Below are 24,487 nucleotides of genomic sequence, written 5' to 3'. Positions count from 1 at the left end.
CCGCGCCATTGCTAGCTGCAATGCCGATAGAAGAACTGGATTTAAACTCAAAAACTGAAAGGAATTACCATGCGTCACCGTCACGGCCTTCGTAAGTTAAATCGTACTTCTTCCCACCGTCTCGCAATGTTGCGCAACATGACTGTTTCGCTGCTGCGTCATGAAGCAATCAAAACCACATTGCCAAAAGCTAAAGAGCTGCGTCGCGTGATCGAACCGATCCTGACCCTCGGCAAAACCGACAGCCTGGCTAACAAGCGTTTGGCGTTCAACCGTCTGCGCGACCGTGAAATGGTTGTCAAACTGTTCGCTGAACTGGGCCCACGTTACGCAAATCGTAACGGCGGCTACCTGCGTATCCTGAAAATGGGTTTCCGTGCTGGCGACAACGCACCGATGGCTTTCATCGAATTGGTCGATCGTCCGGAAACAACGGAAGCTGTAGAAGACAATAGCGGCGAATAAGCCGGCCGCCGCAGTATGCGGTTGCACAAATGATAAAAGCCAGGCGATGCCTGGCTTTTGTTTTTTCTGCGCGCCTTCAAGAAAAGCATGTTTGTGGCAAGATAGAGGCCGCTGGTAAGGGACGCTTGCATGCTTTTCGCTGATCCATCGCGACTGAATCACGTTCTATTGAATCAAATCCATTCGCTACACTCAAAGGGTTCAGCTTCTTCATGCCCCTCTCTCATCAAACCCTGTTGGTATTGACGAATGTGCCCGATGCAGAGGTGGCAGGACGCTTGGCGCGTGCGCTGCTTGAAGCGCGCCTGGCAGCATGTGTCAATATCCTGCCGACGGTTCGCTCTCTCTATCATTGGCAAGGTGCGCTGGAAGAGGCGAATGAAGTAACGTTGCAAATCAAGACGATCCCGGCGCATTACGCGGCGTTAGAGGCGGCGATCAAGGCGGTACATCCATATGTTGTGCCGGAGATCATTGCGATTCCGATTGTCGATGGCTTGCCCGCTTACCTCGACTGGATTGTGCAGGAAACGAATAAGGATAGGAATGTTTAAGAAATGGCTGTTGATATCGCAGATCTCGCCTCGTGCACATTCTCTGCTGCAGGCTGGATGCGGGTTTGGAAAAATGGCTGTTATGCCTCGCTTTTTTGTTTTGCTGGCCTTGCTGTGTACCTTGCCTTTGCTGGCGCATGCTGATGAAGATTTCCTTGCGCCTGAAGTCGCCTTTCAATTTTCGGCCCGCATGGTTGATGCGAAAACGATCGCTGTCACGTATGCCATCGCCGATGAATATTATATGTACCGCGAGCGTTTTGCATTCAAGGCCAGCGGCGCTACTTTGGGCGATGCAGTCATTCCTGCCGGGAAAATAAAATTCGATCAGACATTTCAAAAGGATGTGGAAACCTATCGCAACAGCGTGACGATACGTATCCCGGTTCAGGCATCGGGGCGCTTTATGCTGACGGCCAGCAGTCAGGGATGCTCGGATAAAGGTTTGTGCTATTCCCCTATGGATTCACAGGCAAGCTTGTTTGCACAAGGCGATGGAGTGAAAAGCGGGGCATCGGATCAAGGTTTGCAAATTCTTGCTGATAGCGATGATGCGATAAAAAATGTTGTGCTTGATTCGGAAACGGGACGCATAGAGCGTACGTTGCAAAGCGGGAAATTGCTGACGATACTGCCGCTGTTTTTTCTGCTGGGTCTGGGCCTTGCATTTACGCCTTGCGTGTTGCCTATGGTGCCAATTTTATCCAGCATTATTATCGGCGAAGGCACGCAGGCAAAACGGAGTCGCGGCTTGTTGCTGGCTGCCGTGTATTCGCTCGGGATGGCTTTGGTGTATACCTGTCTGGGTCTTGCGGCCGGATGGATTGGTGAAGGATTGTCGGCTGCATTGCAGAACCCCTGGGTTTTGAGTGGCTTCGCTATTTTGATGGTTGGCCTGGCATTGTCGATGTTTGATGTGTATCACCTGCAGATGCCGGCATTTGTGCAACACAGACTGACGCGTGTTTCAGAGCGGCAGAGTACGGGCAGGCTGATCGGCGTATTTGTCATGGGCGCACTATCGGCCTTGATCGTTGGCCCGTGCGTGGCTGCACCGCTGGCAGGCGCCCTGGTTTATATCAGCCAGACGCGCGATCTCACCATAGGCGGCAGTGCATTGTTTTCGATGGCGGTTGGCATGAGTGTACCCTTGCTGCTGGTCGGCGCCTCGGCCGGAACCCTGCTGCCGCGCACCGGTGCATGGATGAGTGACGTCAAGCGCTTCTTCGGCGTATTGATGCTGGCACTTGCCGTCTGGATGGTTGCGCCGATTATTCCTGCGGTCGCACAAATGCTGGCTGCAGCAGCGTTGGGAATTGCCTATGGCGCTTATTTATTGTGGGGTAAAGGCAAATGGTTTGCCAAGGCACTGGGATTGGTGTTTGTCATTCTGGGTGCGACGCAATTGGTGGGAGTGAGCACCGGCGGCCGTGATGCATGGGCACCGTTGGCGCATTTGAGCGCAGATGGCGTGCACAAGCCAGCCTTTGTGCGTGTAAAAACCAGTGCCGAGCTGGATGCGGCGATTGCACAGGCTGGTGGTAAAAACGTGATGCTGGATTTCTATGCCGACTGGTGCGTCTCGTGTATAGAAATGGAAAAACTGACCTTTACCGATCCGCGGGTACGCGTGCAATTCGCCGACATGGTCTTGCTGCAAATCGATGTGACGGAAAATAATGCGTACGATAAGGAATTGTTGCGGCGTTTCAATTTATTCGGCCCGCCGGCGATTATTTTCTTTGATAAGCGCGGACAGGAAATTCGCGGCGGTCGTGTAATCGGTTTTCAAAAAGCCGACAAGTTCACGCAATCGCTGGCGCTTATCAAGCAGCTTTGATAGATGCGATAGCGGGCCACATTGCGCTATGATCATAGCTTCCCGTTATTTGTATAGTCGATATTTGTCGTTGGGAAAACTGTCTGGCACAGATATAGTCAGATTCTTGTGATTGCACAACAAAGGAGAAAATGATGACATTACGTTTGGGTGATATCGCCCCTGATTTCGAGCAGGATAGCTCGATCGGGAAAATCAAATTTCATGAATGGGCCGGTAATTCGTGGGTTGTCCTGTTTTCACATCCCGCCGATTTCACGCCCGTGTGCACAACGGAACTCGGCTTGACCGCCAAATTGAAGCCGCAATTCGACAAACGTAATGTGAAGGCGATTGCCTTGTCGGTCGATCCGGCTGACCAGCATCTGGCGTGGATCAAGGATATCGAGGCCACGCAAAAAACGGTAGTTGGTTTTCCTATTGTGGCGGATGCAGACAAATCCGTTTCGGTCTTGTATGACATGATTCATCCGAACCAATCTGTCACTGCGACCGTGCGTTCGGTATTCATCATTGATCCACAAAAGAAAATCCGTTTGACGCTGACCTATCCTATGAGCGTAGGACGTAATTTCGATGAGATTTTGCGCGCCATCGATGCCTTGCAATTGACCGATGGTTATACCGTTGCCACACCGGGTAACTGGCGTGATGGTGATGACGTGATTATTCCCTTGTCGATACAGGATGAAGCAGTCATCAAGCAGAAATTCCCTAAAGGCTATACGGCAGAGCGTCCATATTTGCGCGTGACGCCGCAGCCGAATAAATAAGGCGATAGCGACAAGTAAAAAAGCGTCCGTTTGCGGACGCTTTTTTTTTTGCATGCCGAATTTCAGTGTGCTTGTTGCCGGATGTCGAATAGTGGGCGATCAGCCCAGTTTCAGGCGTCGTGCAATATCGCGTGCAAAGTAAGTCAGTACCCCGTCGGCGCCGGCGCGCTTGAAGGCAATCATGGCTTCCATCATGGTTTTGTCATGATCGAGCCAGCCATGTTGTGCGGCGGCCTTGATCATTGCGTACTCGCCGCTGACTTGATAGGCAAAGGTAGGCACCTTGAACTCATCCTTGACGCGACGCACGATATCCAGATACGGCATGCCCGGTTTGACCATGACCATGTCGGCGCCTTCGGCGAGATCGAGTGCAACTTCCCGCAAGGCTTCATCGCTGTTGGCTGGATCCATCTGGTAGGTTGCCTTGTTGCTTTTCCCCAGCGTGGCTGAGGAACCGACTGCATCGCGGAACGGACCGTAAAATGCCGATGCGTATTTGGCCGAATACGCCATGATGCGCGTGTAGATATGGTGATGGGCTTCCAGCGCATTGCGAATCGCGCCTATGCGGCCATCCATCATGTCGGATGGTGCGACGATATCCACGCCGGCTTCGGCATGGACCAATGCCTGTTTGGTAAGAATGGAGCAGGTTTCATCATTCAATACGTAACCGTGCGCATCCAGCACGCCATCCTGGCCGTGGCTGGTGTAGGGATCAAGTGCGACGTCGGTCAGAATGCCGAGTTCCGGAAAACGCTTTTTCAATTCACGTACTGCGCGCGGCACCAGTCCATCCGGATTGCCGGCTTCGATACCGTCCGGCGTTTTCAGCGATGCATTGATGACGGGGAAGAGCGCCAGCACCGGGATATGCAAGCCGACGCATTCTTCGGCGACGCTGAGCAGCAAATCGACAGACAAGCGTTCGACTCCTGGCATGGAGGCGATTTTCTCGCGCTGGTTGACGCCTTCGGTAATAAATACCGGATAAATCAGATCGGCCGGTGTTAATACGTTTTCACGCATCATCGCGCGCGAGAATGCATCCTTGCGCATGCGACGCATCCGTACGGCGGGAAATTGTGCATTAGATAAAAGTTTGGACATGGCAGTCTTCAGCAAGATGAGTGTGGTTAAAAAAGCGCTCAAAATAAATGAAACTTTTTGATCGCGTGCTCGTCCTAGTAGCAGATGCTTTGCATCTCCCGCTTCTCCTCCCTGAGCGGGGCCAGGTCGTACTATGCGATATGGCGTTATTGCCCTGGAGATACTCCCCTTTCTCCAGGGCTTTTTTTTATCTTTTTATTCAGTTTTTCCGGCATCGCCTGCCGTTTCGCTATGTGATTCCTCGTTCACATCATCGTTCAATCCCAGCAATTCCAGAATCTTGTCGTTGGCCTCGTCGATGCCGGTGCGTTTGAGAGCGGAAAACAATTGGGCAGTAAACGGAAACGGTTGGCCGTATTCATCTACGTAACTTGCCAGCAGGGTATTGGCCGTGCGCAGCGCATTCGTGGATTCGTTGCGATTCAGCTTGTCCGATTTCGTCAGGATGCAGTGTATCGGCTTGCCGGTCGGTGCAAACCATTCCAGCATCTGGATATCGAGATCGGTAAACGGTCGGCGCGAGTCCACAATCAGCACTAATGCGGCGAGTTGTTCGCGACGCTGCACATAATCACCCAGCAGTTCCTGCCAGTGATGCTTGGCGGAGCCGGAGACTTCCGCATAGCCATAACCTGGCAAATCGACCAGCATGGCACGGATTTCCTCAACCTTTGTTTCATCTTTGCGATGCTGGCCGACATGCGCGCCGCCGATCGAAAAATAGTTGATATGCTGCGTACGACCTGGTGTTTTGGAGGCAAAACACAGCTTTTTCTGGTTGGATAAAATGTTGATTGCAGTAGATTTGCCGGCGTTAGAACGGCCGGCAAAGGCGATTTCAGGGACTTGCGTATTTGGCAAATCACGGAGATGATTCACCGTGGTGAAGAAGCGGGCTTGCCAAAGTAAGGACATAGGATGAGCAGAAAATGCGTAAGAGGTGGCAAAAATGCCGGAAAGCTATTGTACAATAAGGGGTTACGCATTGTTGGGCTGCAGTGGCCAACTCGTACGCGGTTGCAGTAAAAAACGTCGCCAATAGGGCAGATTTCAATATTAAGTCTCAGGGTGTGTGAATGAATCGTGTTTATTTACCAATCGTAAAATCCTTGTTCGTTGCATTGCTGGCGGTCGCTTCTATTGGCCATGCTTCCGAAGAGAAGAAAGTCGCCAAAGCCGATCCAGCCAAGGGCGAAGCACTGTATAACACCGGCGATGCAACACGTAACGTTATTGCCTGTATCGCTTGTCATGGCGCTGCCGGTAATTCTTCCATTGCAGAGAATCCGAAACTGTCCGGCCAGCACGGTGCGTATATCCACAAGCAATTGCTCGATTTTAAAAGTGGCGCACGCAACAACGCGATCATGGGGCCGATTGCCAAAGGCATGACGGAAGAAGACATCCGCAACCTGATCGCCTATATCGACAAGTCGAAACCGACTCCGGGCGCGGCCAGAAACAAGGATACGGTTGAACTCGGCAAACATATTTTCCGCGGCGGTATTGCCGAGAAAAGTGTTCCTGCCTGCGCAGCCTGCCACAGTGCAAACGGCGCCGGTCTGCCGGCACAATTCCCACGCCTGGCTGGTCAGCACCAGACTTATACGGAAGCGCAGCTGATTGCCTTTCGTACCGGCGCACGTAAAAACGATCAGATGAGCAAGATCGTTAAACGCATGTCGGACGAAGAGATCAAAGCGGTTGCTGACTACGTCGCTGGTTTGAAATAATAATAAAAATAATTGCCAGAGTATGAACGAAGGGGTAGCCAAGGGCTGCCCCTTTTCTTTTTCGGCGCTAGTGCGGGGAAATCGCCCCGTATCTTGCCTGTACGGCAACGGGTTGTTGTTGCAGATGCGGTTTTAGGATGAGCGAATGACGAGCGAAACAGAAACAAGTACGGGTGGATGGGAACTGAAAACCAGCCGTCGCTGGCTGGCGGATACGGTGGAATTGCTGTCTTCGATGCGTTTTGCCATCAGCTTGCTGACATTGATTTCGATTGCCTCGATTATCGGTACGGTGCTCAAGCAAAACGAGCCGATGACGAATTACGTTAATCAGTTCGGTCCATTCTGGTTTGAGGTATTCGCCAAACTCAATCTTTATGCGCTGTATTCGACATGGTGGTTTTTGCTGATCATGGCGTTTTTGGTGATTTCGACCTCGTTATGCCTGATTCGCAATACACCGAAAATGTTGAAGGACATGCGCAGCTGGCGCGAAAATGTGCGAGAGCAATCGTTGCGCAATTTTCACCACAAGGCCGAGTGGCGGGTGCCGTTTTCACGCGCCGCATTGACTGCGCAAAGTCTGGCGCGCGTTGCAGCCAACGGCTATAAAACCAAGGTTGTGGAGAAAGAGGGCGCAACGCTGATCGCCGGCCGGCAAGGTGCGGCCAACAAATGGGGCTATATTTTTGCGCATAGCTCCATCGTCATCATTTGTATTGGCGGCTTGCTGGACTCCGAATTGCCGATACGCATACAAAAAGTTATTTTCGATAAAACACCGTTTTCCGGCAGTGGTGTCATTGCGCAAATTCCCGAGCAGCATCGACTTGGGTTGGGTAATCCGACTTTCCGTGGCAATACGCTGATTCCGGAAGGCAGCAGCAGCAGTACAGCCATTATTCCGCAGCAGGATGGCGTGCTGATTCAGGATTTGCCCTTCACGATACAACTGAAAAGATTCGTCATCGATTATTACTCGACGGGCATGCCGAAGTTGTTTGCCAGCGATGTGGTTGTGACCGATCACGAAAATGGAAAAGTATTTCCGGCTACCATCAAGGTTAACGAGCCGTTGATCTATCGCGGTGTGGCCGTGTATCAATCGAGTTTCGAGGACGGCGGCAGCAAGCTGAAGCTGGCGGCTTATCCGATGCAGGGCGCGGGGCATGTCGCGTTTCCCATGCAGGGTGAGGTTGGCAACACGTCTACGCTGGGCACCGGCAAGGGTGGTGATTACACGGTTGAATGGTCGGGTTTCCGCGCCTTCAACGTCGAAAACATGGCGCAGACCGGGCAGGATCTGCGTGCCGTCAATCCGGCCAAAGGTTTCATGTCGTCCAGCCTGGACAAGCACCTGGGTTCGGCAGCCAAGAATGCCAACAGCAAGGATCTGAAAAACGTCGGCCCGAGCGTGCAATACAAATTGCGCGACAAGAACGGGCAGGCGCGCGAATATAACAATTACATGCAGCCTATGCTGATTGATGGTGCCTATGTTTTCCTTGCCGGTATGCGGGAATCTCCGGCCGAACCTTTCCGTTTCCTGCGAATTCCGGCTGATGATAATGACACGGTGGATGAGTGGATGCGCTTGCGCGCTGCCATTTTGAATCCGGAATTGCGTCTGCTGGCGGCCCAGCGTTATGCAAACCGTGCGTTACCGGCTGGCCGCACAGATGCATCTGCATTGCGCGGACAATTGCAGGCTTCGTCGCTGAAAGGTTTGACGATTTTTGGTGGCGATGCGGACGAGGCCGGTTATATGGCGGTTTCCAGGTTTCTCGAAAAAATCCCGCCACAAGAGCAGGAACAGGCGGCAGATATTTTCATGAAAATACTGAATGGCAGTTTGTGGGATTTGTGGCAGGTTGCACGTGAAAAGGATGGATTGAAGACGATAGAGCCGGACGAAAAACATGGCCGGTTTTTGCAACTGGCGGCGAATGCATTTTCCGATGCATTCTTTTACGGTTCCCCGGTCTATCTGCAGTTGCAGGGCTTTGAGGAAGTCAAGGCATCGGTGTTGCAGGTAACCCGTTCGCCGGGAAAAAATATCGTTTATTTCGGTTGTCTTCTGCTTGTCATCGGCGTGTTCTCAATGTTTTATATTCGTGAGCGCCGACTCTGGATCTGGATCAAGTCGGAAGACGATGGCGGTGCGCGGGCATTGATGGCTGTGAGTTCGCAGCGCAAGACGCTGGATTTCGAGAAAGAAGTTGAGGCATTGAAGCAGCAACTGCAGCAATCAGGACCGGAGCAACGCTAACAAGTGGACTCAATTATACTGAGTTCCTTTTCCTGCCTGCAGGTTCGCACAAGGAATGAAAACCGTATTTTGCATGCGTATTGAAGGCGCTATTGCAAGCGGTTGCAGTCATTACGGAGAATAGTCATGGATCTTGTACAAGAGCAGATGTATACGCAACCTCCGGGTTTCTTTAAGCGGCTGTCGATAATCGACTGGCTGTACGGTTTGGCCTTGCTGGCAGCGTCGCTGTTTGCGCTGAATCGTTTCGGTCATCACATGGATATCTACGAGGAAGCGATTCTCGTGCTGGCCGCGCCGACGTTTGCGTGGCTGGGTTGGTACTGGAAATCGGTGCGCTGGCTGATGGCTGTACTGGCAGTGCTGGCCCTGTCTGCGGTATCCATGTACGGCGGTGTGCTGGCGATGGGTGAGCAGAAATTTTTCCTGAAATATCTGCTTTCCAGTCAGTCGGCGATTCTGTGGATGAGCACGCTGTTTCTTTTGTCCACGCTGTTCTATTGGGGCGGCTTGATTACACGCTCGGAAACAGGCGGTTCTATCGGCAGCAAGTTGTGTTGGGCGGCCGTCATCATGGGCTTCGCCGGCATGCTGGTGCGCTGGTACGAATCGTATTTGATCGGCGCCGATGTCGGGCATATTCCGGTGTCGAATCTGTATGAAGTGTTCATCCTCTTTTGCATGATTACGGCATTGTTTTATTTGTACTACGAACAGATTTACGCCACCCGCCAGCTGGGGCCGTTCGTATTGCTGGTGATTAGTGCAGCGGTCGGCTTCCTGCTCTGGTATACGGTCAGCCGCGATGCCGCAGATATTCAACCGCTGGTGCCGGCCTTGCAAAGCTGGTGGATGAAAATTCATGTGCCCGCCAACTTCATCGGTTATGGCACGTTCTCACTGGCGGCGATGGTGGCGGTCGCTTACTTGCTGAAATCGCATGGCATACTGGCTGATCGCCTGCCCGCACTGGAAGTGCTGGATGATGTGATGTACAAGGCGATTGCAGTCGGTTTTGCATTCTTCACCATTGCCACGATTCTCGGTGCCTTGTGGGCAGCGGAAGCATGGGGCGGCTACTGGTCGTGGGATCCGAAGGAAACCTGGGCGCTGATTGTCTGGCTCAACTATGCGTCCTGGCTGCACATGCGTTTGATGAAGGGTTTGCGCGGCAAGGTAGCAGCATGGTGGGCAGTCATCGGTTTGCTGGTCACGACGTTTGCTTTCCTGGGCGTGAATATGTTCCTGTCCGGCTTGCATTCCTACGGCGAATTGTAAGCAAGGTCACGGGATGGAGGCTGCAAATCCGCAATATTTGCAGCCTCGGTTTTTATAGCGAAACTCCTGTAAGGTTGTCAGGTCTGAACAGACAAGGATTACCATTTTTACGGAGTTGCCATGTTGATAAAACGTAATCAGAACGGGATCGATCTTCCGTTTGCATCTGAAATCACGCCACGCGCCGTATTCGAATCGCGTCGTGCATTCATACAAAAAATAGCGCTTGGCTCCATTGCCGGCGGCGCATTGCTGGAAATGGCGACACGCGAAGCGTTCGCAGCAACTCCCGCAGCGCAAAAGCTTGCCGCCACAGCCAATCCGGCCTATGTCGTGCTCGACAAGCCTACGTCTTATAAAGACGCCACTAGTTACAATAATTTCTACGAATTCGGTACCGACAAGGAAAGTCCGTCGCGCTACGCCGCTGCGATGAAAACGCGGCCATGGACGCTAACGATCGAAGGCGAAGTCAAGAAACCGATGACGCTGGATATCGATAGCCTGCTGAAGCTGGCGCCGTTGGAAGAACGCATTTATCGCTTGCGTTGCGTCGAGGGCTGGTCGATGGTGATTCCGTGGAGCGGTTATTCACTCGCCGAGCTGATCAAGAAAGTTGAGCCTACCTCGAATGCGAAATACGTCGAATTCGTCACGGTTGAGGACAAGGAAGCGATGCACGGCCTGCGCCGCCCCGTGCTGGACTGGCCGTATGTCGAAGGCTTGCGCATCGACGAAGCGAATCATCCGCTGACGCTGCTGACCCTGGGTATGTATGGCGAGGTATTGCCAAATCAGAATGGTGGTCCGGTGCGTGTGATCGTGCCCTGGAAGTATGGTTTCAAATCGGCCAAATCCATTGTCAAGATCCGCTTTGTCAAAGACCAGCCGCGCACGGCATGGAATCTGGCCGCGCCGCGCGAATACGGTTTTTATTCCAACGTCAATCCGCAGGTCGATCACCCGCGCTGGTCGCAGGCCAGCGAACGTCGCATAGGAGAAGACGGCTTGTTTACCAAGAAGCGTCCGACCCTGATGTTCAACGGGTATAACCAGGTTGCTTCCTTGTATACGGGCATGGATTTGAAGAAATTTTTCTGATCTTCAAAATGCCGATTGATGGCCGCACCGGCGATCGATTGATCATGGATAGATAATGATGACGTTTCATCCTTCGCCACCTCAGCTGACGTTGCTAAAAAGTCTGCTGTTCGTTGCTGCCTTGCTGCCATTCGGCAGGCTGGTTTTGTTCACGTTGACGGACCAGCTTGGCGCCAATCCGATCGAATTCATCACGCGTAATACCGGCGACTGGACGCTCTATTTTTTGTGCATGACGCTGGCGATCACACCGTTGCGACGTTTGAGCAAATGGAATTGGCTGATCAAACTGCGCCGCATGCTGGGCCTGTTTGCCTTCTTCTATGTCAGTCTGCATTTCACCACTTTCCTCTGGTTCGATCATTTCTTTGACGTGAGCGAAATGTGGAAGGACGTGGTCAAGCGGCCGTTTATCACCGTGGGTTTTAGCGCCTTCGTGTTACTGATTCCGTTGGCAGTCACCAGTACGAACGGCATGGTGAAACGCTTGGGCGGCAAACGCTGGCAATGGCTGCATAGACTTATTTACGTCATTGCAGCGCTGGGCATTTTGCATTACTGGTGGATGAAAGCGGGCAAGCACGATTTCGAGCAACCGATTATTTTCGGCACTATCGTCGCTGTATTGTTGTTGGTGCGCGTATTCTGGGCGTGGCAAAAACGCTCAAAAAACAATGCGCTTGCTGGCACGGCATCCGAGGCCGGATAGCGGTGGCGCTATCCGGTTCCAGAAAATTACGGGAGTAGTGTTTCCAGCGCGAACAGATCGCCTGCCGCTTCGCGTTTGCGAATGAGGTGGACCGCTGCACCATCGACCATGACTTCGGCCGCACGGCCGCGTGTATTGTAGTTGGACGACATGGTCATGCCGTAGGCACCGGCCGACATGATGGCCAGCAGATCGCCTTCCTGAATGGCCAGTTCGCGCGAACGCGCCAGCCAGTCACCGGATTCGCATACCGGACCCACCACATCGTAGGTTTGCGCAGCAACATCGCGTTGCAGCACCGGCTGCACACCATGCCAGGCTTCATACATCGCAGGACGCATCAAGTCGTTCATGGCGGCATCGACGATCGCAAAATTTTTCGTCTCACCGTGTTTGATGTACTGCACTTCAGTCAACAGGATGCCGGCATTGCCGACAATCGAGCGGCCCGGTTCAAACAATACCTTGATCGGTGCGCCTGCATGATTCTTCGCGCGCCAGGCATCAATCTTGGTAAACACGCGCGCCAGGTAATCACCGACTGCGACTGGTTGGTCGTTGTCGTAATTGATGCCGATGCCGCCGCCGATATCCAGGTGATGAATCACGATTCCTTCTGCTGCGAGCGTATCGATCAGTTCGATCAATTTATCGACGGCTTCCAGCAAGGGCGCATCGTCCAGCAATTGCGAACCGATATGGCAATCGATGCCGATGACACTGATATTGGGCAGTGCGCTGGCCACGCGATATGTCGTCAGCGCATCTTCATAGGCGACGCCGAATTTATTGTCTTTCAATCCGGTTGAGATATACGGATGGGTTTTTGCATCGACATTCGGATTGACGCGCAGTGAAACCGAGGCGCGCTTGCCCATTTCGCCGGCGACCGCATTGAGTCTGTGCAATTCTGGAATCGATTCGACGTTGAAGCACAGGATGTCATGCGACAAGGCGAGCTGCATTTCCTCACGCGATTTTCCGACGCCGGAAAAAATGACCTTGCGCGGTGAGCCGCCCGCCGCCAGCACGCGCAATAATTCACCGCCAGAGACAATGTCGAAGCCGGAACCTAGTGTGTCCAGCAGTTGCAACACTGCCAGGTTCGAGTTGGATTTAACCGAATAGCAAACCAGCGCAGTGTCGTCGCTACGGCCATGTTTCTTGCAGGCGTCTGCATAGGACGAGAAATTCTCGACCAGGGCAGCTTTGGAGTAAATGTAGGTTGGCGAACCGAATTGCCGGGCGATGTGCGTCAGCGGCGTGTGCTCCGCGCACAGGACGCCGTCTTGATAGGAAAAATGCGACATGATGGAATTTATTTGGAATCAGACGAACCGGCAGGCGCAGTATTGGTCGGCGCACTGCTCGCAGGTGCAGTCCCGGTCGATTGAACGGGCGGGAGGCCGTAGCCTTGCTGGCCTTGCGGCATGTACAAAGGGCCTTTCTGGCCGCAGCCGGCCAGCAGGCTGATGCACAGGGCGCCGGCAAGGGTGGCAAAAAAAGCGACGAAGCGCGACAAACCAGAATGGGACTTCACGATTAGAATCACTGTTTAACGAAACGTGGTGGAGTGTAGCATGACCGAATCAGAATTCCTGAAGCAGGCGGAAGCAACTTTGGACCAAATCGAGGCGACTCTGGAAGAGTTGGCCAATACCAGCGACCTTGATGTCGAGTGCACGCGCAGCGGCAATGTACTGGAAATCGAATTTATCGATAACGGGACAAAGATCATCGTCAATAGCCAGGCGCCCATGCAGGAGCTGTGGGTAGCGGCGAAATCCGGCGGCTTCCACTTCAAGGCGCAAGGCGAGCAATGGATGAATACACGGGATGCCACCGAGTTGTTTGCCGCCTTGTCGCAGATGGTGAGCCAGCAGGGTGGCGTCGAAGTTGTCTTGCGCGACGTGAATTAATGCTGCAACATCAAAAAAGCCGGGAAGCATTCGCTGCTTCCCGGCTTTTTATTTGACCTCGGTTATTTACAGCCGCATTTAGAACAATTCGTTCTTCACTTCATCCCTGGTCGGCTCGTTGACTTGAGCAGGTGAGTCGCTCAGGCCCAGATTGCGAACTCCCAGGCCGGGTGGATTCTCGGCATAAAAATAGTCGCCATTGGCCGAAATGATGCCTTCGGGGACCGTGCGCTCGACCATCGGCACGTCTTTCAGCGCTTTTTGCATGTAATTGATCCAGATCGGCAATGCCAGACCGCCGCCGGTTTCGCGATTGCCCAGGTTTTTCGGCTGGTCGAAACCTATCCACGCGATGCCGACAAGTTCCGGGTGATAGCCGGCAAACCAGGCATCGAAGGAGTCATTGGTGGTGCCGGTTTTGCCTGCCAGATCGGTGCGCTTCAAGGCCATGGCTTTGACGGCTGTACCGCCCTTGACCACATCTTTCAGCATGCTGTCCATCAAGAAGGCATTGCGGGCGTCAATGACGCGATTGGCTTCATCGCCGGCCTTGTCGGGTTTGACTTCCGATAAGGGTTTGCCGCTGGCATCGGTAATTTTGGAAATCAGGTAAGGGTTGACCTTGTAACCGCCATTGGCAAATACGGCGAAGGCGCCCGCCATTTGCAAAGGCGTGACCGCACCTGCGCCGAGCGCCAGTGTCAGATAAGGCGGGTTTTTATCTGCGTCGAAGCCGAAGCGGGTGATGTATTCCTGCCCGTATTTGGCGCCTATCTTGTGCAAAATCCGGATCGAAATCATGTTTTTCGATTTCATCAAGCCTTTGCGCATGGTCATCGGCCCATCGTATTTGCTATCGTAATTTTTTGGCTCCCATGGCTGACCACCGGTTTGGCCTGCATCGAAACTGATAGGCGCGTCGTTGATGATGGTTGATGGCGACAAGCCTTTTTCCAGCGATGCGGAATAGATGAAGGGCTTGAACGACGATCCTGGCTGGCGCCATGCCTGTGTAACGTGGTTGAACTTGTTGCGGTTGAAGTCGAAGCCGCCGACCAATGCACGGATCGCGCCGTCATCGGTATTCGCCGCCACAAATGCGGATTGCACCTCCGGCATTTGAATCACGCTCCAGGTTTTTCCTTCCTGCATGACACGAATGACGGCGCCACGTTTGACGCGCTTATTCGGTGGCGCTTTTGCGCTGAGCAAGTTGGCTGCGAAGGTCAGGCCTGCACCTTCAATCTTGATTTCTTCGCCCGACACTAAAACGGCGGTGATCAATTGCGGTGTGGCGTCCAATACGACTGCGGCAACCAGATCGTCGCTATCAGGGTGGTTGGCCAGTTCAACTTCGATGGCGTCTTCTGCTTCTTCCTTGTTGTCCGGAATCTCGATGTAATTTTCCGGGCCGCGATAGCCGTGGCGTTTTTCGTAATCCATCACACCTTTGCGCACGGCGAGATAGGCAGCATCCTGATCGGCCTTGGTAATGGTGGTGAAAACGTTCAAGCCGCGTGTGTAGGTTTCTTCCTTGAACTGGTCGTACACCAGCTGGCGCGTCATTTCAGCGACGTATTCCGCATGCACGCCGAACTCGCTGCTGTTGGTCTTGATTTTGAGCTCTTCATCCTTGGCCTGCTTGAATTCCGCTTCGCTGATATAGCCAAGCTGGTACATGCGCTGCAGAATATATTGCTGGCGCGCGCGTGCGCGCTTCGGATTGACGACCGGATTGTAGGCGGATGGTGCTTTCGGCAAACCGGCCAGCATCGCTGCTTCGGCGATGGTGATGTTCTGCAGTTTTTTGCCGTAATAGATTTGTGCCGCCGAAGAGAAGCCGTATGCGCGCTGACCCAGATAGATCTGGTTCATGTACACCTCGAGGATCTGATCCTTGGACAGGTTTTTTTCTATCTTCCATGCCAGCAGCACTTCGTAGATCTTGCGCTTGAGGGTTTGTTCGCTGGACAGGAAAAAATTCCGCGCGACTTGCTGCGTAATGGTGGACGCGCCTTGCCGTGCGCCGCCGCTCAGGTTATGCACGGCGGCCCGCACGATGCCCACATAATCGACGCCGCCATGCTCGAAAAAGCGATCATCCTCAATCGCCAGCACGGCTTTCTTCATGATGTCCGGAATTTCCTTGATGTGCACCAGATTGCGGCGCTCCTCACCGAATTCGCCTATCAGTACATTGTCGGCAGAGAAAATGCGCAGCGGTATTTTCGGCCGATAGTCCGTCAGCGAATCCAGTGCCGGCAAATTCGGATACGCCATGGCCAGCGCAAAAAACAGGATCAGGGCGCCGATCACACCCAAGCCGAAAAGCAGGCCGACAAAACCAAGTCCGACTCTTAAGACGGTGCTGGAAATGCGTTTGGAGGGCTTGGAAGAGGTGTTGCCGGACGAGGGTTGTTTGGAAGCCATGCAGAAAGAAAAGTGAGGGTAAATATCCGCGCCATTATAGCTGTCTGCTGCATGCGGGCATGTTTGTAACCAAGAAACAGCAGTAATTGCAGCGTCCGGTACGTCGCGTGGATTTTTGGCAACGGATTTGCAAATTACTTTGTGGAAATTGCTTTACACTTTTGGAGGCTTGTTGCTACGATTTAATGTAACGTTTTATCAATGTGTCCTAAATGCACGTTTTTAAACACATTTTTATCAAGCAGCTCCATATTTTAATTGCTCGGGTTTTTGACAAGCTAAACGGCGTCGCGTTCATATACTAATAACGTTTTTGGGGAGAACTGCCCTTGGCTTTAGATTTTGGCTCCTTATTCGGCAAAAAGAATCCGCCGCTGATTGGCCTGGACATTAGTAGTTCCGGGGTAAAACTCGTTGAGCTTTCCGAGGTCGGCAAAGGCGAATTGCGCCTCGAATGCTTTGCTTCCGAACCGCTGGCACGTGGCGCGGTGGTGGACGGCAATATTGAAAATATCGATCAGGTTTCTGATGCGGTTCATCGGGTGTGGAAAAAGAGTGGCACCCGCGCCAAGTTGGCGGCGATGGGCATGCCTCCGGCTTCCGTTATCACCAAGAAAATCATTCTTCCCAGCGGTCTGTCCGAAGAAGGCCTGGAACTGCAGGTAGAAACCGAAGCCAGTCAATACATTCCCTTTGCGCTGGATGAAGTACGTTTGGACTTTGATGTCATCGGTCTGGTGGAGAATTCGCCGGAAGACGTCGAGGTGATGCTGGCGGCAACACGCAAGGAAAAAGTTGAGGATCGCGTAGCGGTCGCCGAAGCTGCAGGCATCACACCGACCGTCATGGACATCGAATCGTATGCGGCGCGTGCTGCAATCGAACGTATTACCCGGCAATTGCCGAACGCTGGCAGAGGCCAGATTCTGGGTTTGTTCCAGATCGGCGCGCAGGTGACGCACATTTCCATTTTGCTGGATGGACAATTGATTTACGAGCGTGAACAGCCCTTCGGCGGCCATCAGCTGACGCAAGATATCGTGCGCACTTACGGTTTGTCGTACGAAGAAGCTGAAATCAAGAAGAAGATGGGTGATTTGCCGGATGGTTATCAGACAGACATTCTGGAGCCATTTCTGGAAAATGCGGCGCTCGAAGTGACGCGCGCGATTCAGTTTTTCTTTACCTCCACACCTTATACGCGCATAGATCAACTGTTCCTCGCTGGCGGCTGCGCCATTATTCCCGGCATGGTGGACATGATTGCCAATCGCACCAAATTGTCGACTTCTGTCGTGAGCCCATTCAAGGGTATGCAACTCGGCCCGAACGTGCGCGAAAAGCAGTTGCGCATCGAGGCGCCGGCCTATCTGGTTGCATGCGGGCTGGCGATGCGGAGGTTTGACTGATGATCAAAATCAATCTGCTCCCGCACCGGGAGGAAAAACGCAAGCAGCGTAAAAAGGATTTTGTTGGCCTGCTGTTGTTAAGTGCAATTGTCGGCGCATTGATCGTGATCGCCGTTGGCGCTTATTTTGCCAGTGCGCTTTCCGATCAGGAACAACGCAATACTTTCATTAAAAATGAAAATGCGCGACTGGATGGCGAGATCAAGGAAGTTGCCAGCCTGAAGCAGGAAATCGAAGCGCTGAAGGCGCGCCAGCAGGCGGTAGAGGATTTGCAGAGTGATCGCAATCAGCCGGTCTATCTGATGGATGAGTTGGCGCAACAGGTTCCGGAAGGCGTCTACCTCAAATCCTTCAAGCAGGATGGGCAGCGCGTGTTGCTCAACGGCTATGCGCAATCCAATGAACGGGTTTCCGAATTGTTGCGCAATCTTGGCAATCATTCGCCGTGGCTGGAGCGTCCCGACCTGATCGAAATTCGTTCGACTGGCGTTGGGCAGGGCAAGGATGCCAAAAGGGTATTTGAATTCACCATCAATGCCGGCATCAAGCGTCCGCGCGATAACGACGTGCCTGCGGCAGATGCAAAGGTGCCCGCACCGAATGCCATTCCGAAGAAACCCTGATATGAGACCAGCACCATGGCAGATCTGAAAAATATCGGCGAGTCGGTCAGTGCGCAGTTTCGCGACCTGAATGGCTTGCATCCAGGACAATGGCCGATTTTCCCGCGCATGCTGTGCGCATTGGGTGCGTTGGTTGCAGTGCTCGGTTTGGGCTGGTTTTTCTATTGGAGCGAGCAACTGGAAGAGCTGGACCGTGCGGCAGCAGAAGAGTTGACCTTGAAAGACGCCTACAAGATAAAGGTGCAGCAGGCGGTCAATCTGGACGGTTTGCGCAAGCAAAAAGAACAGGTGAACGAGTATGTCGCGACCCTGGAAAAGCAATTGCCAAGCAAGGCGGAAATGGATGCCTTGCTGTCCGACATCAATCAGGCGGGCTTGGGTCGCGGTTTGCAATTTGAGCTCTTCAAACCGGGGCAGGTAATCGTCAGGAATTACTACGCAGAATTGCCTATTAGTATCAAGGTGAGCGGTCACTATCATGATGTTGGCGCATTCACCAGCGATATTGCCAATCTGCCACGTATCGTAACCTTGAACAAAATGAATCTGGTGGTGGCAAAAGACAACAGCTTGACGCTGGATGCCGTGGCCAAGACGTTCCGTTATCTGGATGACGAGGAAGTTGCCGCACAAAGAAAAGCGGCTGCAGGAGCGAAAAAAGGTGGCAAAAAATGAAGAACATTCATTTGATTCGTTTCGGCTTGCCAGCTCTGCTTTTGATCAGCCTGTCCGGTTGTGGCGATGGCGGGATACAGGATGTCAGCCAGTGGATGAAAGAGGTCAGGCAGCAAACCAGAGTGTCGATCAAGCCTTTGTCCGAGCCGAAAAAATTTACGCCCTTCACTTATGACGCCAAGGGACGCGAAGACCCCTACAGCACAAACAAGCTGGCAGTCGCTTTGGCCAAGGCAAGGAAAGACACGGGCACTATCCGCCCCGACCTGGATCGCCGTCGCGAAGCCCTTGAAAGCTATCCGCTCGATAACCTGCGCATGGTCGGTACGCTGGCCAAGCCGGGTTTGACCTTTGCCTTGTTGCAAGCCGACAAATCCGTGTTTCAAGTCAAGGTGGGGAACTACATCGGACAGAATCTCGGGATGGTCGTCAAGATTACCGATACCGAAGTGGAACTGAAGGAAATCGTTCAAGACGCGTCCGGCGAATGGGTCGAACGTGAAGCCAAGCTGGAGTTGCAGGAGACTCAAAAATGATGGCGCATCATAAACAATTCAAAAGCTCGCAGGGAATCATGCAAAAAATACAGCGTACGTGTGCGTTCATCTATTTCATCATGATGTGCGGTGCCGCAACTGCACAGGAAAATGCGATTCAATCCATTACAGCCCAGCAGCAAGGCTCGAATGTCGTCGTGAAAGTGGCGCTGAAAAATCCGCCGGCCAAGGCGCCAATCGGATTTTCCATCACCAATCCTGCACGTATCGCGCTGGATTTTGCCGGGACGGCAAATGCAACCGGCAAGGGCGCGCAGGATATCGGCCTGGGCGATGTACGCAATGTCAATGTAGTGCAGGCTGGCGATCGTTCCCGTCTGGTTTTCAATTTGACGCGCACATTGAATTACGCCACCGCGATAGATGGCAATACCGTGATTGTGACGATAGACGGTACTGGCGGCGTGGCGACTGCAGTCAACGCAGCCGGGCTTCCCGTTGCAAATGCGCAAGCGAATGCCGGTGCTGGCAGCCAGGCCTTGCGCGATATCGATTTCCGTCGCGGCAATAATGGCGAGGGGCGGATCGTGGTCGATTTGCCAAACAATCAAATTGCAGTAGACGTGCGTCAGCAGGGCAAGAAACTCGAAGTTGATTTCATGAAGGCCACGCTGCCGGATGTGTTGCGCCGTCGCCTGGATGTTGCCGATTTCGGTACGCCGGTTAATCTTGTCACGACGCAGCAGCAGGGTGAGAACGTGCGGATGACGATAGAACCAAAAGGCGCGTGGGAGCACAGCGCCTATCAAAGCGATACGCAATTGGTGATTGAAGTCAAACCGCTGAAGGAAGAGCCGAACAAGCTGGGTCTGGGCGTGCGTGATTATCGCGGTGAAAAGCTATCGCTGAATTTCCAGAACGTGGAAGTGCGGGCAGTGCTGCAGGTGATTGCGGACTTTACCGGTTTGAATATCATTACCAGCGACACCGTCAGCGGCAATCTGACTTTGCGTTTGAAAGATGTGCCGTGGGATCAGGCGCTCGATATCGTGATGCAGGCCAAGGGTCTGGACATGCGTAAAAATGGCACGGTGATCTGGATCGCACCGCGCGATGAATTATTGACCAAGGAAAAACTGGAGCTGGAACAGCGTGCGCAAATTGCCGAACTGGAGCCGGTAAGAACGGAGACATTCCAGCTGAACTATCAAAAGGCGGAGTCGTTCAAACAGGTGTTTGGCATCGATAACAGCGGTGGCGGCAGCCGCAGTATTCTGAGCAAGCGCGGTAGCGCAGTCGTCGACCCGCGCACCAATCAATTGTTCATTACCGATATTCCATCCAAGCTGGAAGAAATTCGTGCTCTGGTGCAGAAAACCGACGTTGCAAGCCGTCAAGTCATGATTGAGGCGCGTATCGTGGAAGCGGATGATAAATTCAGCAGCAGCCTGGGTGTCAAGCTGGGTTTCGGCCTGCAACGTACACGCGGCAATATTCTTGAAATAGGCGGCCAGCAAAATGCTGATGCAAGTGCGCCTGGCCTCAATTTGACTAATTTGCAAACAGTAAATGGCAACGCAGTTAATTTGCCGGCCTCGCCTCTCAACGGCAATACGCCAGGTTCGGTTGCCTTGACCTTGTTTAATGCAGCGGCGACAAGGTTTATCGGGCTGGAATTGTCGGCATTGGAAGCGGATGGCAAAGGGAAAATTATTTCCAGTCCGCGCGTGATTACTGCCGATCAGTTAAAAGCCCTGATTGAGCAGGGAACCGAGCTGCCGTATCAACAGGCGACCAGCAGCGGTGCAACCAGTGTTTCATTCAGGAAGGCAAACTTGAAACTGGAAGTTACGCCGCAAATCACGCCGGATGGCAATGTCATCCTGGACGTTGATGTCAATAAAGACAGTGTCGGTGTAGAAACACGCTCGGGTTTTGCCATCGATACCAAGCATGTCAAAACCCAGGTGTTGATCGATAACGGCGGCACGGTAGTAATCGGCGGTATTTTCCAGCAGACCGAACGTGATTCGGTTTCCAAAGTACCGTTCTTTGGCGATATTCCCGTACTTGGCAATCTGTTCAAAACGACAGGCCGTACCAATGACAAAACGGAATTGCTGATTTTCCTGACGCCTAAAATCCTCAACGACAAGGTGTCAATCAGGTAGGATGCCGGGTGTGGGCAGAGCCATTCCGGCTGCTGCACCTGCTTAGAAAGAGTTTGTAAAACGTGGGTGGAAATATTTTTCTGGTCGGCCTGATGGGTGCCGGCAAAACGACGGTCGGTCGCGCGCTGGCAAAAAGGCTGAACAAACAGTTCATCGATTCCGACCATGAAATCGAGGCGCGCACCGGTGCAACTATCCCCTTGATCTTTGAAATCGAGGGCGAAGCCAGCTTCCGGCAGCGTGAAGCGGAAGTCATTCGCGACCTGACGGCGCAACAGGATATCGTGCTCGCTACCGGCGGTGGCGTAGTCCTGAATGCGGAAAATCGTGCATATCTCAAATCGCGCGGCACAGTCATTTATCTGCGTGCCAGCGTCAACAACCTTTTGCAGCGCACCAGTCACGACAAGAATCGCCCGCTGCTGCAAACGGCCGATCCCCGCAAAACCCTCGAGGAATTGTCGCGTATCCGCGAACCTCTCTACAATGAAGTTGCCGACATCGTGATCGATACCGGCCGGCCCAACGTGCAATTTCTGATGCAGTCGATACTGGCGCAGTTGGGGCCGGAACATACGCAAGGCGGTAGCGCGGTATCATTGCAACAGGATTTACTACCAAAGCACCCCATGTCACAGCTTTCCGCTTCTCATACCCTGCACGTTGATTTAGGCGCGCGCAGTTACCCCATCAGTATCGGGCAGGCCCTGCTCGACGACCAGGCGGTAGTGGCCGCGCACATCCCGGGTGCACGTGTCGCTATTGTCACCAACACGGTTGTTGCTCCCTTGTATCTCGACCGCTTGACGGCTACGCTGGAAGCGGCCGGCAAGCATGTGACGCAGATTATTCTGCCGGATGGCGAGGAAGAAAAGAACTGGGCCAACCTGATGAAAGTGTTCGATGTCCTGCTGGCAGAAAAATGCGATCGGAAAACCACGCTGGTTGCCTTGGGCGGTGGCGTGATTGGCGACATGACCGGGTTTGCGGCAGCAGCGTACATGCGCGGCGTGCCATTTATCCAGGTGCCAACCACTTTGCTGTCACAAGTCGATTCATCCGTCGGCGGCAAGACCGGGATCAATCATCCGCTCGGCAAGAACATGATCGGCGCGTTTTATCAGCCGCAAGCAGTGATCGCCGATACCTCGACCTTGAATACCTTGCCACCGCGTGAATTGTCGGCCGGCTTGTCGGAAGTGATCAAGCATGGTGCGATCATCGATGCGCCGTTTTTTGACTGGATAGAAGCGAATATCGCGAAACTCGTTGCAAAAGACGCAGAGGCATTGGCATATGCGATCAAGCGTTCGTGCGAAATCAAGGCCGATGTGGTGCGCCAGGATGAACGCGAAGGCGGTTTGCGCGCGATCCTGAATTTTGGCCACACCTTCGGTCACGCGATTGAAGCCGGCATGGGCTATGGCGTCTGGCTGCACGGTGAAGCGGTCGGTTGCGGCATGGTGATGGCGGCAGATTTGTCGCATCGCATGGGCTTCATTGATACGCAGTCAAAAGAACGCATCGTCGCTGTCGTGAAGGCGGCAGGATTGCCGACGGTTGCGCCGGATCTGGGCATTGCGCGCTGGCTGGAGCTGATGGAAGTCGACAAGAAAAATGAAGGCGGTGCAATCAAGTTCATTTTGCTCAAACCCTTGGGAACATCCATCATCATGACCGTGCCGCAAGATCTGTTGCTGCAAACATTGAATGCATGCGTCGCCTGATGCACCATCCGGCGCACGCAGCTTTGCATGCTGTCACCTGACATGAATATCGAAGTTCATCTCGCCACTTATGCGGCGCGCTCGGAGCAATCGGCGGGCCGCCGTTTCTCCGAACCATCCACTTCATCGCGTACCGAATTTCAACGCGATCGCGATCGCATCATCCACTCCGCCGCATTTCGACGACTGGAATACAAGACCCAGGTGTTCGTCAATCATGAAGGCGATCTGTTTCGTACGCGTCTGACGCACAGTATCGAGGTGGCACAGATTGCACGCTCCATCGCGCGTAATCTGCAGTTGAATGAAGATCTGGTCGAGGCAATTTCACTGGCGCACGATCTCGGCCACACACCCTTCGGTCACGCCGGCCAGGATGCCTTGAATGCCTGCATGAGCGAGTACGGCGGCTTCGAACACAATCTGCAAAGCCTGCGGGTGGTCGATGCACTTGAACAGCGCTACGGTGCTTTCGACGGCTTGAACCTGATGTTTGAAACGCGCGAAGGTATTCTCAAGCATTGTTCGCTGGCGAATGCAAAAAAACTGGATGCAATCGGCCTGCGCTTCATCGAGAAAAAGCAGCCATCGCTGGAAGCGCAACTGGCCAATCTGGCCGATGAAATCGCCTACAACAATCACGATATCGATGATGGCTTGCGTTCGGGTTTGCTGACAACTTCGCAATTGGATGAAGTCGATTTTTATGCGCGACACCGGCATCAGGTCGAGCTGGCATTTCCCGGCATTAACGGGCGGCGCGCCATCAATGAAACGATACGGCGCATGATCAATGCCTTGATTGTCGACGTGATCGACACGTCACGGCAACGCATACAATCGGCACAAGTCAAAACGATAGACGACGTGCGCAATGCACCGGCACTGATCGCCTTCTCCGACAGCATGCGTGCCGATGCAGTGTTGCTCAAGCGCTTCCTGCGAGAAAACCTGTACCAGCATTATCAAGTCAACCGCATGACGAGCAAGGCGCGTCGTATCGTGACGGAATTGTTCGATACTTTCATGCGCGAACCGAATCTATTACCGTCCGATTATCAGCACGCTGTCAGCGATACGCCGCAGGCAAGGACAGTGCAGGCGCGCAAGGTGTCGGATTACATCGCCGGCATGACGGATCGCTATGCGATACGCGAGCATAAGCGCTTGTTCCTCATCGATGAGATGTGAACGCAATCCT

General features: G+C 53.2%; 22 protein-coding genes. 17 read left to right on the top strand and 5 right to left on the bottom strand.

The genetic code is table 11. The features are described 5' to 3' along the window. Positions 1-69 precede the first annotated feature (69 nt). From rplQ to ABWP27_RS00200, 4 genes are all read left to right on the top strand, one after another. Complete coding sequence (gene rplQ / locus ABWP27_RS00215) at positions 70-465, top strand: 50S ribosomal protein L17 (protein WP_353152221.1); 396 nt, start codon at positions 70-72, stop codon at positions 463-465. Between the two features lie 212 nt (positions 466-677). Beyond that, complete coding sequence (gene cutA / locus ABWP27_RS00210; protein ID WP_353152219.1) at positions 678-1,019, top strand: divalent-cation tolerance protein CutA; 342 nt, start codon at positions 678-680, stop codon at positions 1,017-1,019. A gap of 82 nt (positions 1,020-1,101) precedes the next feature. Further along, entirely contained in the window at positions 1,102-2,859 is a 1,758-nt protein-coding gene (gene dsbD / locus ABWP27_RS00205) for a protein-disulfide reductase DsbD (RefSeq protein ID WP_353152312.1), read from the top strand. A gap of 134 nt (positions 2,860-2,993) precedes the next feature. Further along, entirely contained in the window at positions 2,994-3,632 is a 639-nt protein-coding gene (locus tag ABWP27_RS00200) for a peroxiredoxin (RefSeq protein ID WP_353152217.1), read from the top strand. Positions 3,633-3,731: 99 nt separating this feature from the next. On the opposite strand, the gene hemB is transcribed toward ABWP27_RS00200, so the two are convergent. Further along, positions 3,732-4,745, bottom strand: coding sequence for a porphobilinogen synthase (hemB, locus tag ABWP27_RS00195; protein WP_353152215.1), 1,014 nt, complete (start codon positions 4,743-4,745; stop codon positions 3,732-3,734). Positions 4,746-4,940: 195 nt separating this feature from the next. Beyond that, positions 4,941-5,660: a ribosome biogenesis GTP-binding protein YihA/YsxC gene (gene yihA / locus ABWP27_RS00190; RefSeq protein ID WP_353152213.1), complete on the bottom strand. Its 720-nt coding sequence runs from the start codon at positions 5,658-5,660 to the stop codon at positions 4,941-4,943. 161 nt (positions 5,661-5,821) lie between these two features. On the opposite strand from yihA, the gene ABWP27_RS00185 reads away from it, so the two are divergent. The 5 genes from ABWP27_RS00185 to msrQ all read left to right on the top strand — a co-directional run bounded on the left by ABWP27_RS00185 (position 5,822) and on the right by msrQ (position 11,835). Next, positions 5,822-6,478, top strand: coding sequence for a c-type cytochrome (locus ABWP27_RS00185; protein WP_353152211.1), 657 nt, complete (start codon positions 5,822-5,824; stop codon positions 6,476-6,478). Positions 6,479-6,623: 145 nt separating this feature from the next. After that, the gene (locus ABWP27_RS00180) at positions 6,624-8,747 is read left to right on the top strand and encodes a cytochrome c biogenesis protein ResB (RefSeq protein WP_353152209.1); all 2,124 of its coding nucleotides are present in this window, start codon (positions 6,624-6,626) and stop codon (positions 8,745-8,747) included. 126 nt (positions 8,748-8,873) lie between these two features. Then, the gene (ccsB, locus tag ABWP27_RS00175; RefSeq protein WP_353152207.1) at positions 8,874-10,025 is read left to right on the top strand and encodes a c-type cytochrome biogenesis protein CcsB; all 1,152 of its coding nucleotides are present in this window, start codon (positions 8,874-8,876) and stop codon (positions 10,023-10,025) included. A 120-nt stretch (positions 10,026-10,145) separates the two neighbouring features. Beyond that, positions 10,146-11,126, top strand: coding sequence for a protein-methionine-sulfoxide reductase catalytic subunit MsrP (gene msrP / locus ABWP27_RS00170; RefSeq protein ID WP_353152205.1), 981 nt, complete (start codon positions 10,146-10,148; stop codon positions 11,124-11,126). Between the two features lie 58 nt (positions 11,127-11,184). Continuing rightward, entirely contained in the window at positions 11,185-11,835 is a 651-nt protein-coding gene (gene msrQ, locus ABWP27_RS00165) for a protein-methionine-sulfoxide reductase heme-binding subunit MsrQ (RefSeq protein ID WP_353152203.1), read from the top strand. A 26-nt stretch (positions 11,836-11,861) separates the two neighbouring features. Here msrQ and lysA read toward each other — a convergent pair whose 3' ends face one another. Next, on the bottom strand, positions 11,862-13,145 hold the full coding sequence (gene lysA, locus ABWP27_RS00160; protein ID WP_353152201.1) for a diaminopimelate decarboxylase: 1,284 nt from the start codon (positions 13,143-13,145) through the stop codon (positions 11,862-11,864). An 8-nt stretch (positions 13,146-13,153) separates the two neighbouring features. Continuing rightward, on the bottom strand, positions 13,154-13,375 hold the full coding sequence (gene lptM, locus ABWP27_RS00155) for an LPS translocon maturation chaperone LptM (protein WP_353152199.1): 222 nt from the start codon (positions 13,373-13,375) through the stop codon (positions 13,154-13,156). Between the two features lie 40 nt (positions 13,376-13,415). Here lptM and cyaY point away from each other — a divergent pair, with 40 nt between their 5' ends. Then, complete coding sequence (cyaY, locus tag ABWP27_RS00150; RefSeq protein WP_353152197.1) at positions 13,416-13,754, top strand: iron donor protein CyaY; 339 nt, start codon at positions 13,416-13,418, stop codon at positions 13,752-13,754. Between the two features lie 78 nt (positions 13,755-13,832). On the opposite strand, the gene ABWP27_RS00145 is transcribed toward cyaY, so the two are convergent. Next, entirely contained in the window at positions 13,833-16,184 is a 2,352-nt protein-coding gene (locus ABWP27_RS00145; RefSeq protein WP_353152195.1) for a penicillin-binding protein 1A, read from the bottom strand. Positions 16,185-16,513: 329 nt separating this feature from the next. Between ABWP27_RS00145 and ABWP27_RS00140 the strand changes: the two genes are divergently transcribed. From ABWP27_RS00140 to ABWP27_RS00110, 7 genes are all read left to right on the top strand, one after another. Continuing rightward, on the top strand, positions 16,514-17,593 hold the full coding sequence (locus ABWP27_RS00140; protein WP_353152193.1) for a pilus assembly protein PilM: 1,080 nt from the start codon (positions 16,514-16,516) through the stop codon (positions 17,591-17,593). Beyond that, entirely contained in the window at positions 17,593-18,216 is a 624-nt protein-coding gene (locus tag ABWP27_RS00135) for a PilN domain-containing protein (RefSeq protein ID WP_353152191.1), read from the top strand. The genes ABWP27_RS00140 and ABWP27_RS00135 overlap by 1 nt, the downstream gene beginning before the upstream one ends. A 15-nt stretch (positions 18,217-18,231) precedes the next feature. Further along, positions 18,232-18,891 (top strand): type IV pilus inner membrane component PilO, encoded by a 660-nt coding sequence (locus tag ABWP27_RS00130; RefSeq protein ID WP_353152189.1) that lies wholly within the window; start codon positions 18,232-18,234, stop codon positions 18,889-18,891. After that, positions 18,888-19,427, top strand: a complete 540-nt coding sequence (locus tag ABWP27_RS00125) for a pilus assembly protein PilP (RefSeq protein ID WP_353152187.1) — start codon at positions 18,888-18,890, stop codon at positions 19,425-19,427. The genes ABWP27_RS00130 and ABWP27_RS00125 overlap by 4 nt, the downstream gene beginning before the upstream one ends. Positions 19,428-19,465: 38 nt before the next feature. Continuing rightward, positions 19,466-21,559, top strand: a complete 2,094-nt coding sequence (locus ABWP27_RS00120) for a type IV pilus secretin PilQ (RefSeq protein ID WP_353152185.1) — start codon at positions 19,466-19,468, stop codon at positions 21,557-21,559. Between the two features lie 62 nt (positions 21,560-21,621). After that, positions 21,622-23,286: a bifunctional shikimate kinase/3-dehydroquinate synthase AroKB gene (aroKB, locus tag ABWP27_RS00115; RefSeq protein WP_353152183.1), complete on the top strand. Its 1,665-nt coding sequence runs from the start codon at positions 21,622-21,624 to the stop codon at positions 23,284-23,286. A 42-nt stretch (positions 23,287-23,328) separates the two neighbouring features. Further along, positions 23,329-24,477, top strand: a complete 1,149-nt coding sequence (locus ABWP27_RS00110; RefSeq protein ID WP_353152310.1) for a deoxyguanosinetriphosphate triphosphohydrolase — start codon at positions 23,329-23,331, stop codon at positions 24,475-24,477. Positions 24,478-24,487: the final 10 nt, after the last annotated feature.

This window comes from Herminiimonas fonticola, assembly GCF_040395855.1.
GTDB lineage: Bacteria > Pseudomonadota > Gammaproteobacteria > Burkholderiales > Burkholderiaceae_D > Oxalicibacterium > Oxalicibacterium fonticola_A.
The sequence above is the reverse complement of the archived record's forward strand: the minus strand, read 5'-3'. Positions and strand labels throughout refer to the sequence as shown.

What these genes read in the sequence shown, in the direction of transcription:
- rplQ (WP_353152221.1), top strand. Translation starts at nt 70, where the DNA reads ATGCGTCACCGTCACGGCCTTCGTAAGTTAAATCGTACTTCTTCCCAC.
- cutA (WP_353152219.1), top strand. Translation starts at nt 678, where the DNA reads ATGCCCCTCTCTCATCAAACCCTGTTGGTATTGACGAATGTGCCCGAT.
- dsbD (WP_353152312.1), top strand. Translation starts at nt 1,102, where the DNA reads ATGCCTCGCTTTTTTGTTTTGCTGGCCTTGCTGTGTACCTTGCCTTTG.
- ABWP27_RS00200 (WP_353152217.1), top strand. Translation starts at nt 2,994, where the DNA reads ATGACATTACGTTTGGGTGATATCGCCCCTGATTTCGAGCAGGATAGC.
- hemB (WP_353152215.1), bottom strand. Translation starts at nt 4,745, where the DNA reads ATGTCCAAACTTTTATCTAATGCACAATTTCCCGCCGTACGGATGCGT.
- yihA (WP_353152213.1), bottom strand. Translation starts at nt 5,660, where the DNA reads ATGTCCTTACTTTGGCAAGCCCGCTTCTTCACCACGGTGAATCATCTC.
- ABWP27_RS00185 (WP_353152211.1), top strand. Translation starts at nt 5,822, where the DNA reads ATGAATCGTGTTTATTTACCAATCGTAAAATCCTTGTTCGTTGCATTG.
- ABWP27_RS00180 (WP_353152209.1), top strand. Translation starts at nt 6,624, where the DNA reads ATGACGAGCGAAACAGAAACAAGTACGGGTGGATGGGAACTGAAAACC.
- ccsB (WP_353152207.1), top strand. Translation starts at nt 8,874, where the DNA reads ATGGATCTTGTACAAGAGCAGATGTATACGCAACCTCCGGGTTTCTTT.
- msrP (WP_353152205.1), top strand. Translation starts at nt 10,146, where the DNA reads ATGTTGATAAAACGTAATCAGAACGGGATCGATCTTCCGTTTGCATCT.
- msrQ (WP_353152203.1), top strand. Translation starts at nt 11,185, where the DNA reads ATGACGTTTCATCCTTCGCCACCTCAGCTGACGTTGCTAAAAAGTCTG.
- lysA (WP_353152201.1), bottom strand. Translation starts at nt 13,145, where the DNA reads ATGTCGCATTTTTCCTATCAAGACGGCGTCCTGTGCGCGGAGCACACG.
- cyaY (WP_353152197.1), top strand. Translation starts at nt 13,416, where the DNA reads ATGACCGAATCAGAATTCCTGAAGCAGGCGGAAGCAACTTTGGACCAA.
- ABWP27_RS00145 (WP_353152195.1), bottom strand. Translation starts at nt 16,184, where the DNA reads ATGGCTTCCAAACAACCCTCGTCCGGCAACACCTCTTCCAAGCCCTCC.
- ABWP27_RS00135 (WP_353152191.1), top strand. Translation starts at nt 17,593, where the DNA reads ATGATCAAAATCAATCTGCTCCCGCACCGGGAGGAAAAACGCAAGCAG.
- ABWP27_RS00130 (WP_353152189.1), top strand. Translation starts at nt 18,232, where the DNA reads ATGGCAGATCTGAAAAATATCGGCGAGTCGGTCAGTGCGCAGTTTCGC.
- ABWP27_RS00125 (WP_353152187.1), top strand. Translation starts at nt 18,888, where the DNA reads ATGAAGAACATTCATTTGATTCGTTTCGGCTTGCCAGCTCTGCTTTTG.
- ABWP27_RS00120 (WP_353152185.1), top strand. Translation starts at nt 19,466, where the DNA reads ATGCAAAAAATACAGCGTACGTGTGCGTTCATCTATTTCATCATGATG.
- ABWP27_RS00110 (WP_353152310.1), top strand. Translation starts at nt 23,329, where the DNA reads ATGAATATCGAAGTTCATCTCGCCACTTATGCGGCGCGCTCGGAGCAA.